Below are 9,192 nucleotides of genomic sequence, written 5' to 3'. Positions count from 1 at the left end.
AGCGGCTCCAACTTCGGGCCCCGACGAGGAACTGACGCACCAGCAGCAGAAGTCACACAACAACTAACGATCAACTACTGACGCAGGACACTAGGAGTCCCCGTCGCCCTCAACGTTGGCGACCATCCTGCGCAGCACCTTGAGCGCGGCCACGTACTCCTCATCGCTGATGCCCTCGTGGACCACGGCGCGCAGCTCGGTCACCAGCTCGCGCAGCCGCACCCTGGCAGCCTCCCCGGCATCGGTGAGGTGCAGGCGCTGCCCGGCGTCGATCCGGAGCCAGCCGCGGTAGAGCAGCTGGTCAACGACCCGCGCAATCTCGTGCTGCCCGTCCGCAAGGGGGGTCAGCTGGCTGACGACCTCCTCGCGGCCCGGCGCTGCGGACCCGCCGTTCACGCGGTTTAACACCCAGTACTGCGGCTGCGTGACGTCGATCCTGGCCATAGCGTCACGCAGATGCCTGGTGACGGCTGCGTGGGCGAGGCCGCTCCAGTAGCCGATGGGCTGGGTGGCCAGTACGTCGTCGGTGGCGGCCGGATCGGCCGGCGCCTGGTCGGTGGTGGTGTCAGTCAGCGGTTTCATGATCGCGACGCTATATCCACCTAGCGCAACACCGCCGAACCTGCGTCAAACGTCTCCAACTCGCCATCGCCTACCGTGCCGCACTCCACCTCGCCGCCATCCTCATCTGGACCCGACGCTGACCAAAGAGACAGACCCTAGCGCAGCATGGTGACGCATGACCGGCAAGGCACCTGCGTCCCCGTCGCCCTGATCGTGGTTCTCGCCGAAGGGGACACGTGCCTAGATGGCCGCCAGGACTTGTGACGGCGGCCAGCTCAGTCGGCGGAGTGCTGTGCGTAGGCTCGGGCCTGGGTGAGGGCGAGGCGGTAGGACTCGATGCCGGTCTGGATAAGGTTGCCGCCGAAGGCGAGGTGGTCGGCGATGGCCGCGCATTGAGCGAGTCGGGCCTGCCGGCTCGTCCGGCTTCATGGGGTGCGTCGATGAGCTACCGGTCTGTCCCGACGATACTGCGTGGTCGCGGTACGGCCCCGACTGGGAAAGTGGATGGCTCATCACACCTGGGGATGGAGCGCATTTTGATCATTCTGGACACCTGCATCATCCGCGGCCTCGGCCTTGAGAGCGCGAGCGCCGAACTGCTCAGGACGATCCGCGAGTCCGGAATCGAGGATGTCGCTGTTCCCTGGATCGTCATGGAAGAGCTGGCAGCACAGCATGCTGTGACCTACATGGCCAAGTACGCAGCCGCCGTCGGCGCCCTCGAAACGCTGCAGCGGGCCACCCCTTGGGAGCTGCCCGGGATGATGACCGCCCGCAACCCCGAAAGGGTCCGCGAACACTGGCGCGCGGCATGTCGAGGCATCGTCAACGTGATCCCCACCAGTGATGCTGTGCTCCGCGAGGCGGCCCTCCGCGAAGCCAACGCGCTGCCTCCCGCGAGCAAGGCGGACAAGGCTGGCGGACGCGGCCCCAAGAGCGGTTATCGTGACGTCGCCGTCTGGCTGTCGGCGATCGAGTACGCCAAGGCTCACCCCGCCGAGACGGTCTACTTCGTCAGTGCCAACACCAGGGACTTCGGCGACGGCTCAGCCTACGAATACCCCATGGACCAGGACCTCGACGGCCTGAAGGATCGGTTTGTCCACCTCATCGATGTCGACGCGGTCGTTTCACGCATCGCGGAACCGACCGACGTCCCCGTTGAGCGCATCCGTGAAGTGCTTGCAACCTCGGAGGTCTGCGCCACCCTCAGCGACCGCGCCTTTGACGGCATGCAGGCTCACCTCGGGCGGTCGCCCTACGAGATGTCCACGTTCCGCACCGGCGACCTCCGACGCCTAGCGCAAGAGTGGCTGGCCGGTTGGACCGAACCGCCGGTCGCCGTCCTCGACTCCGTCCGAGACATACAGACCTATAAGGTCGCCGAAAACGAGTGGTGCACTGCCACCGTCCGCTGGATTCTCGGCGGCCCGGCCTTGGTCCTGACTCCTAGCATCGCCGTGGCGTCGGCCTGGAGCTCCTGGGAGACTCGCGTCCTGTTCACACCGCAGGACGGCTCCCGGCTAGTGGTCCTACGCAGCGGCCCCTCAGCTGAAGTGACATCGGAAGAAGCAACACGATTCCTCAACGCTGCCCCGAGTCGTCCCGAAGGATTCCCCTCGCCACACCAGCCCACGGACGTCCGGAAATTCAGTGGCATTGGATTCCACGAATTGCCTGGCGACCTGGGCGCTGAGTTCGAGAACATCGTGAACAGGCTGCTCGCCGTACAGCCCACCGGAGAGTGACTGCCTCCCTGGGGCGACGCTGCACGGCGCACCGCTGCTGACACCCTTTGGGCGCGCTAACCTCCGCGTTTCGCTTGATGCCTGTTGAGCTGGATTGATCGTGCTCGCGGTGGTTGTGCGCTGTTGATCGCGGTGTGGGCATGGCGAGGGCCCGACGCACGGGCCGGGTGCTCCAGGGTTCCTTGGGTTGTGGGCGGGCGGCGGTGGGTTCGCCGGTCAGGCTGCCGGTCGGGCTAGAGCTGCGAGGCGGGCGAATGCGGCCGTGAGCTCGTGGCGCCAGGGCCAGGTTCCGGCGATCCGCAGGGTTCGAGATCTCGACGTCGACGACGGGGTACGTGTTGGCGTCCTCCCACTCGATGGTCTTGTCGCTGGTGGCGGTGGAACGAGTGAGGAAGGCGGAGCCGGCGGCTTTGTCGCGGAAGACAACGGGGCCGTACGGGGGGTGGATTCCGGGCTTCATGGTGTGGTCCTTCAGCGCAGGGGTGGTGGGGTCAGCGTTCTTCGCGGAAGTCGACGTGCTTGCGGGCGATCGGGTCGAACTTGCGCAGGACGATGCGGTCGGGATCGTTCCGCCGGTTCTTGCGGGTGACGTAGGTGTAGCCGGTCCCGGCGGTGGAGCGGAGCTTGATGATCGGGCGTACTTCGTTGCGGGCCATGGGGGCTAGTATATGATAATGGTTTCCATTACCAAAAAGAAGCCGTCTCAAGAGAGGCAGGTAACACCTTGTCCGCTCACTGCCAACTGACCGGCGCCCAGCCGGGCTTCGGCAACAACATCTCCCACTCGCACCGGCGTACGTCCCGGCGCTTCGACCCCAACATCCAGCGCAAGCGGTACTGGCTGCCCGGCGAGGGCAGGCATGTACGCCTGACGCTCAGCGCCAAGGCGATCAAGACGATCGACAGCATCGGTGTCGAGGCGGCCGTGGCCCGTATCCGCGCCCGCGGGGTGAAGGTCTGATGGCCAAGCAGAGCAAGATCGCGAAGAACGAGAAGCGCAAGGCGATCGTCGAGCGGTATGCCGCCCGTCGGGCCGAGTTGAAGGAGCTCATCCGCCGTCCGGGCACCCCGGAGACGGAGCGGGACGCTGCTCTGACGGAGCTTCGACGGCAGCCGCGCGACGCCAGTGCGACCCGAGTGCGCAACCGGGACAGCGTGGACGGCCGGCCCCGGGGACACCTGCGGCGGTTCGGGCTGTCCCGCGTCCGCATGCGCGAGCAGGCCCACGCCGGATTCCTCCCCGGAGTCACCAAGTCGTCCTGGTGATGGTGCCGTCCTCGCGGCGGATTGGCTGTACTGGCCGTGACTCGGCGGAGTCACGGCCAGCAGCTCATCGGTCCGGCATGTGGATGAGGGCGCGAGCCCGGCAGGCTCAGATCTCGCGGCAGGGGTGAAAACGCCAGGCCGCACCTCTTCGCTGAGAAGTGAGTGGAGTGAAGCAACAGAACTGACCCGTGTGCCGGAAGCAACTTTGTGCACGTCCCCATTCGGTCGCCGCTGGGCGCTGCTCGTACGCGGGGCAGGTGTCAGCGGACCCGGCGGTCTGCCAGGGGGGCCGCCTTCAGCCCCTCGTCGGTTGTGCGGGGTAGATGTGGGGTGTGGTTGACCAGGCGGGCCGAGTTTCCGACGACCGCGATGCTGCTGGTGTTGTGCAGCAGGGCGGCGAGGACGGGGTTCATGGAGCCTCCGGCGCCAGCGATCAGGCCGACGAGGTTGACGCCGATGGCGAGGCCGTAGTTCTGGCGTACGACGCGCAGGGTGTGGCGGCTGAGTTCGACGACAGCGGGGACTTGGCGCAGGTCGTTGCCGGCGAGGGCGATGTCGGCGGTTTCCAGGGCCACGTGCGAGGAGTGTTCGCCCATGCTGATGCCGACGTCGGCGAGGGCGAGGGCGGGGGCGTCGTTGGTGCCGTCGCCGACCATGGCGACGGTGTGGCCTTCGGCCCGCAGGTCGCGGATCAGCTGGAGTTTGCCCTCGGGGAGGGCGTGTGCGTGGACTTCGGTGATGCCGAGAGTGTCGGCGACGACTTGTGCGGTCTCCGGTGCGTCACCAGTGAGCAGCACCACGCGGGACACACCGAGGTCTCTCAGCTGCTGGATGACAGTGTCGGCTCCGGCGCGTACGGCGTCGGACACGCCGAGCATGCCGATCAGGTTGTCGTCGTGGGCGAGGCAGATGACGGTCTCGCCGCCGGCCCGGAGCCGTTCGGTCCAGCCCTGGGCCTCGTCGGTCAGATTGACGCCGTGCTGGCGCAGCAGGGCGGGGCTGCCCACCAGCAGGCGGGTGCCGTCCAGTTCGGCGCGCATGCCCATGCCGAGGACGACCTCGCAGGCTTGGTGGATGGGCACGTGGAGGTGTTGTTCCTCGGTGCGGGCGACGATGGCCTGGGCGAGCGGGTGCCGGGCGTGCAACTCGCCTGATGCGGCCAGGCTGAGGACCTCGTCGGCGGTGAAGCCCTCGTGGAAGGTGACCACGCTGGTGACCAGGGGTCGCCCGAAGGTGAGTGTGCCGGTCTTGTCGAAGACGACGGCCGTGACCCGGCCGACGCCCTCCAGGTGCGTACCGCCCTTGATGAGGGTGCCGCGGCGGGCCCCGTTCCCGATGGCCGCGCTGATGGCGGTCGGCGTGGCCAGGCCCGCCGCGCACGGGCAGGCGATCAGCAGCATGGTCATCGCACGGCGCGCGTCACGGGTGAACACATAGGTCAGCGCGGCCAGGGCGAAGGAGACGGGGACGAAGCGCCGGGTGAATCGAGCAGCCACGGTCTGGATCGGCGCCCGGTCCGCCTGGGCCTCCTCGACCCGGCTGATGATCCGGCCCACCGTGGTGTCCCGCCCGACCGAGTCGGCCCGGACCGTGAGCGAGCCGGAGGTGACGATCGTCCCGGCGTAGACATGCGTGCTGGCCCGGGCGTAGACGGGCAGGGCTTCACCGGTGACTGCGGCTTGGTCGACCAGGGCCTCGCCGGAGACGACATGTCCGTCGACCGGGATCCTGTGGTGCTCGTACACGGCGACCACGTCACCCGGCTCGACGTCCTCCAGTGCCACCTCGACCTCGACACCCTCCCGCACGAGCCAGACGCGCTCCTCACCGATGGTGAGCAGCTCCTCGATGGCGCGCCGGGTGCGGCGCAGGGTCAGGTTCTGGAGGAACTCACCGATGTTCAGCAGCCACAGCACGGTGAGGGCCACGACGTTCTCGCGGAGCACCAGCGAGATGACCGTCGCCGCCGTGACCAGGGTGTCCGTCCCGGGAGAACGGCGTCCGCGCAGCGAGCGCAGCGCGCCCCGGAAGAAGGGCAGACCGGTGAAGAGCGTGACCGCGCCGAGGAATCCCGAAGAGCCGACGGTGATCCGAGGCCGGCGCAGCAGGCGGCGCAGTGCCACCAGCGCCAGGACCGCGCCGCCGACCACCAGCCGAGCGACCTCACCGGTGGAGGAGTCGGGCGTGGACCGGGTGGGCTTGGCCGGTGCGGACGCCGACGGGGCTTCCTCAAGCGCGGCTACCAGCCGGTCGATGTCCAGTTGGTCCGGAGCCACCCAGATCACGACGCTGCCGGTGCGGGGGAAGATCCGCAGCGCGCGGAAGCCGCTGACGCCCATCAGGCGCTCGTCGACCAGTCCGGCGCTGCCGGGGCGGGCCCGTACCCACGGAACGGTCAGACGGGCACGGCCTGCGGCCACCGAGCGTACGACCACGCCAGCCATGATCAGTGCTCGTGTCCGTGATCGTGGTCCTCGACGCTGACCGCTGAGGGGGGAGGTACCTCCTCGCCCAGCGTGGTCCGGGCTTCCGCAACCATGTCCCCCGCCTTCAGCCGGGCTTCCTCGGCGGCCGACGCGAGCCAGCGGCCGGCGACGATTCCGTTCGCGATACCTCCGACCAGCGCTTTGCGGGCAACCGGTTTGGCCTCGGGAAGGCGCCTGGCCGCCCCCCGGATGATCAGGCCGCCTACCACTCCGGAGATGGCGTAATGAGCGAGGCGGCCTGCAGCGGCACCAGCGAGAGCAACGGGATGCATAAAAGGCTCCTTCCGTCTATGCCGAACGGGCTCGACGGACCTCTCTTCAAGTGTGCGCCCGTACGGCGAGCCGGGGCGAACGGGGACCACGGCAAGCGGTCCCGTCAGACCCGTGCCGCGGTCTGTTCCGGCGCGGAAAGCATGGCCCCGGGCGCCCGGTTGGCCCGCCGTGTGCTCGCCAGACGACAGACCAGGTAGATCACGAACGAGATGGTCGTGACGTACGGGCTGATGGGGACGGTGCTCCCGAGGGCGAGCAGAATCCCTCCCTCCATCGAGATCAGCGCGAAGGCGACGCTCAGCACGGGCAGCAGCACGGGAGAGGCGGTGATCCGCGCGGCCGCCGCCGCCGGAGTGACCAGCAGCGCGAGCACCAGCAACGCTCCGACAATCTGTACGCACAGGGCGACCGCGAGGCCCAGGACCAGCATGAACACCAGAGACAGCGCGCGTACCGGAACGCCCCGCGCCTCGGCTACCTCCGGATCGACGCTGGCGAAGGTCAGCGGCTTCCAGACGATCGTGACAGCGACGAGCACCACCACGGACGTGCCGACGAGCCAGGACATCTGCGGGGTGTCGACGGCGATGATCTGGCCGGTCAGAATGCCGAACTTGTTCGCCGCGCGCCCTTTGTAGAGCGACAGGAAGAGCACGCCCAGGCCGAGCCCGAACGGCATGATGATGCCGATGATCGAATTGCGGTCCCGGGCGCGGACACCCAGGACACCGATCGCTCCCGCCGCCAGCAGGGAACCCGCGATGGACCCGGCCACGATGTTCACTCCCAGCAGCAGCGCCGCCGAGGCGCCGGCGAATGACAGCTCGCTGATCCCGTGGACGGCGAACGGCAGATCGCGCATGATCACGAATACTCCGACCAGGCCGCCGACCAGGCCCAGGAGGGCCCCGGCCAGCAGCGAGTTCTGAACGAGGCCCAGCAGTTCGCCGTAGTTGTCGAAGTTGAAGATCTGATGCCAGACGCTGGAGTCCTCACTGCCGGACGCGAGCAGCCCGAGCCCTGTCACGGCCGTCCACCCCCGTTCGGACCGCTGGCGTGGTTGTGCACGGTGGCAGCGTCAGGTGCCCCGACGACGATGATGCGGCCCCTGACACGCACCACGTCGACCTGTGTTCCGTACAGCTGCGACAGGGCGGTGGAGGTCATCACCTCGTCCGTCGTCCCGATCCGGAATCCGCCCCGGGCCAGATACAGGACCCGGTCCACCAGCCCCAGGACGGGGTTGATCTCGTGCGTCACGAAAACCACGGCGGTGTCGGCGGCGCGGCGCCGCCGGTCCACGAGAGTGGTGACGGTGCGCTGATGCTGCAGATCGAGAGAGAGCAAAGGCTCGTCACAGAGCAGGATCCGCGGGTCGGTGGCCAGTGCCTGCGCGATGCGGACGCGCTGCTGCTCGCCGCCCGAGAGCTTTCCGACGGGAACATCCGCATAGGGCGTTGCTCCGACCGAAGCCAGGATGTCGTCCACGCGGCGGCGGATCGTGCGGGGGGCGAGCGACAGCCCCCAGCGATGGCCTTCCATACCGAGCTGCACCAAGTCACGGGCCCGCAGCATCGTGTGTGCGGGGAGGGACTTCTGCTGAGGGACGTAGCCGATATGTCTGCTGCCGCGCCGCGGAGCCCGGCCGAGAACCGTCAGTGACCCCGCGGTGAGCGGCTGCCGGCCCAGGAGCACGCGCAGCAGGCTGGTCTTGCCCGATCCGTTCGGGCCCAGCACCGCGAGGAACTCCCCGGGGCACACATCGAGGTCCAGGTCGCGCCACAGCACCCGGTCGCCATAAGCCAGTGCGGCGCCCCGCAGAGTGATCACCGGTGCGGCGGGGGCGGCGCTCCCGGGGGCGGCTCTGCCTCGGTGGGGGAGCGGTACGACGGCCTCCGTGCGGTCCATCAGCTGTCCAGGGCGCTCTTGAGTGCGTCGACGTTGGCCGTCATCCAGCTGATGTAGTCCTCGCCCTGCGGCAGGGTCTCGGTCACGGGAACCACCGGGATATCGTTGTCCTCGGCGGCCTGCTTGACCTTCTCCGTCTGGGGGCCTGTGGTCTGCTCGTTGTACACCAGCGCCTGAACCTGCTTGTCGGTGAACAGATCCAGCGTCTGCTGGAGAGTCCTCGCAGAGACCTCCTCACCCTCCTCGACGGCTTCGCTGAAGTCTGAGGGCGTGCTGTTCCGCAGCCCGCTCGCCTCGATGAGATACAGCGGGACAGGTTCTGTGACCGCCACGGCGGCGCCCGCGTGGTACGCCTTGATCTGCCCTTCCTTGTCCTGGAGAGGCGTCAGCTTCTCCTTGAACGCGTTCGCGTTCTGCTGGAAGACGTCCGCGTCGGCGGGAGCGGCCCTGGCCAGGGAGTCCGCGATCCGGTCGGCCAGCTTTCCCACCGTGGGGAAGTCGTACCAGACGTGCTCGTTCAGTTCGCCGCCCGTCGGCGGGGTCTTTCCCGAAACGTCTACGGCGTCGATGACGTCGGCCGAGGAGTTTTTTGCGCTACGGAGCATCCTGCCGATGAAGTCGTCGTAGCCGCCGCCGTTCTCGACGACGACCTTCGCTTTGGACAACACCAGCTGGTTCTGCGTGCTGGCTTCGTACGAGTGGGGGTCCTGTGCCGGGTCGCTGATGATCGAGACGACATCGACCTTGTCGGCGCCGATCTGCTCGACGATGTCCCCGTAAACGTTGGTGGAGGCGACCACCGGTATGACGGACGACGGGGTGGCGCTCGGCGTGCTGTCGACGGGGGCGGCGTCCACGGAGCTGCCGCAGCTGGTTATCAGCGCCAGGGCGACACCGATAAGCAGAGCCGGGCCGCGGACTGAGGACTGCATACGCGTCCTCCCAAC

At 68.0% G+C, this 9,192-nt stretch carries 10 protein-coding genes and 1 pseudogene; 3 read left to right on the top strand and 8 right to left on the bottom strand.

The window, feature by feature from the left end:
• Nucleotides 1-90: 90 nt before the first annotated feature.
• Complete coding sequence (locus tag ACZ3H8_RS36790; RefSeq protein ID WP_467409224.1) at nucleotides 91-582, bottom strand: MarR family winged helix-turn-helix transcriptional regulator; 492 nt, start codon at nucleotides 580-582, stop codon at nucleotides 91-93.
• Nucleotides 583-1,100: 518 nt separating this feature from the next.
• On the opposite strand from ACZ3H8_RS36790, the gene ACZ3H8_RS36785 reads away from it, so the two are divergent.
• The gene (locus ACZ3H8_RS36785; RefSeq protein WP_467409223.1) at nucleotides 1,101-2,312 is read left to right on the top strand and encodes a PIN domain-containing protein; all 1,212 of its coding nucleotides are present in this window, start codon (nucleotides 1,101-1,103) and stop codon (nucleotides 2,310-2,312) included.
• Between the two features lie 304 nt (nucleotides 2,313-2,616).
• Here ACZ3H8_RS36785 and ACZ3H8_RS36780 read toward each other — a convergent pair.
• A pseudogene (locus tag ACZ3H8_RS36780) lies at nucleotides 2,617-2,772 on the bottom strand (50S ribosomal protein L31); the annotation flags it as partial.
• A 31-nt stretch (nucleotides 2,773-2,803) separates the two neighbouring features.
• Entirely contained in the window at nucleotides 2,804-2,968 is a 165-nt protein-coding gene (gene rpmG, locus ACZ3H8_RS36775; RefSeq protein ID WP_467409220.1) for a 50S ribosomal protein L33, read from the bottom strand.
• Between the two features lie 68 nt (nucleotides 2,969-3,036).
• Between rpmG and rpmB the strand changes: the two genes are divergently transcribed.
• Nucleotides 3,037-3,273: a 50S ribosomal protein L28 gene (gene rpmB, locus ACZ3H8_RS36770; RefSeq protein ID WP_467409219.1), complete on the top strand. Its 237-nt coding sequence runs from the start codon at nucleotides 3,037-3,039 to the stop codon at nucleotides 3,271-3,273.
• Entirely contained in the window at nucleotides 3,273-3,578 is a 306-nt protein-coding gene (rpsN, locus tag ACZ3H8_RS36765) for a 30S ribosomal protein S14 (protein ID WP_467409217.1), read from the top strand. Before rpmB ends, rpsN begins: the two co-directional genes overlap by 1 nt.
• 260 nt (nucleotides 3,579-3,838) lie before the next feature.
• Here the strand turns inward: rpsN and ACZ3H8_RS36760 are convergent, their stop codons facing one another.
• The 5 genes from ACZ3H8_RS36760 to ACZ3H8_RS36740 form a co-directional block, all read right to left on the bottom strand.
• Nucleotides 3,839-6,022: a heavy metal translocating P-type ATPase gene (locus ACZ3H8_RS36760; RefSeq protein WP_467409215.1), complete on the bottom strand. Its 2,184-nt coding sequence runs from the start codon at nucleotides 6,020-6,022 to the stop codon at nucleotides 3,839-3,841.
• A gap of 2 nt (nucleotides 6,023-6,024) precedes the next feature.
• Nucleotides 6,025-6,336, bottom strand: coding sequence for a DUF1490 family protein (locus ACZ3H8_RS36755; protein ID WP_467409213.1), 312 nt, complete (start codon nucleotides 6,334-6,336; stop codon nucleotides 6,025-6,027).
• A gap of 104 nt (nucleotides 6,337-6,440) precedes the next feature.
• Nucleotides 6,441-7,364, bottom strand: a complete 924-nt coding sequence (locus ACZ3H8_RS36750; protein WP_467409210.1) for a metal ABC transporter permease — start codon at nucleotides 7,362-7,364, stop codon at nucleotides 6,441-6,443.
• Nucleotides 7,361-8,245: a metal ABC transporter ATP-binding protein gene (locus ACZ3H8_RS36745; protein WP_467409208.1), complete on the bottom strand. Its 885-nt coding sequence runs from the start codon at nucleotides 8,243-8,245 to the stop codon at nucleotides 7,361-7,363. Before ACZ3H8_RS36745 ends, ACZ3H8_RS36750 begins: the two co-directional genes overlap by 4 nt.
• Entirely contained in the window at nucleotides 8,245-9,177 is a 933-nt protein-coding gene (locus ACZ3H8_RS36740; RefSeq protein ID WP_467409207.1) for a metal ABC transporter solute-binding protein, Zn/Mn family, read from the bottom strand. The genes ACZ3H8_RS36745 and ACZ3H8_RS36740 overlap by 1 nt, the downstream gene beginning before the upstream one ends.
• Nucleotides 9,178-9,192 lie beyond the last annotated feature (15 nt).

This window comes from Streptomyces sp. NPDC002868 (genome assembly GCF_055563295.1).
This window is presented reverse-complemented; position numbering and strand designations above follow the sequence as displayed.

Bases quoted from the DNA above. Each gene is read 5' to 3' on its own strand.
- ACZ3H8_RS36745 (WP_467409208.1), bottom strand. From the start codon at position 8,245: ATGGACCGCACGGAGGCCGTCGTACCGCTCCCCCACCGAGGCAGAGCC.
- ACZ3H8_RS36760 (WP_467409215.1), bottom strand. From the start codon at position 6,022: ATGGCTGGCGTGGTCGTACGCTCGGTGGCCGCAGGCCGTGCCCGTCTG.
- rpsN (WP_467409217.1), top strand. From the start codon at position 3,273: ATGGCCAAGCAGAGCAAGATCGCGAAGAACGAGAAGCGCAAGGCGATC.
- ACZ3H8_RS36740 (WP_467409207.1), bottom strand. From the start codon at position 9,177: ATGCAGTCCTCAGTCCGCGGCCCGGCTCTGCTTATCGGTGTCGCCCTG.
- ACZ3H8_RS36790 (WP_467409224.1), bottom strand. From the start codon at position 582: ATGAAACCGCTGACTGACACCACCACCGACCAGGCGCCGGCCGATCCG.
- ACZ3H8_RS36755 (WP_467409213.1), bottom strand. From the start codon at position 6,336: ATGCATCCCGTTGCTCTCGCTGGTGCCGCTGCAGGCCGCCTCGCTCAT.
- rpmG (WP_467409220.1), bottom strand. From the start codon at position 2,968: ATGGCCCGCAACGAAGTACGCCCGATCATCAAGCTCCGCTCCACCGCC.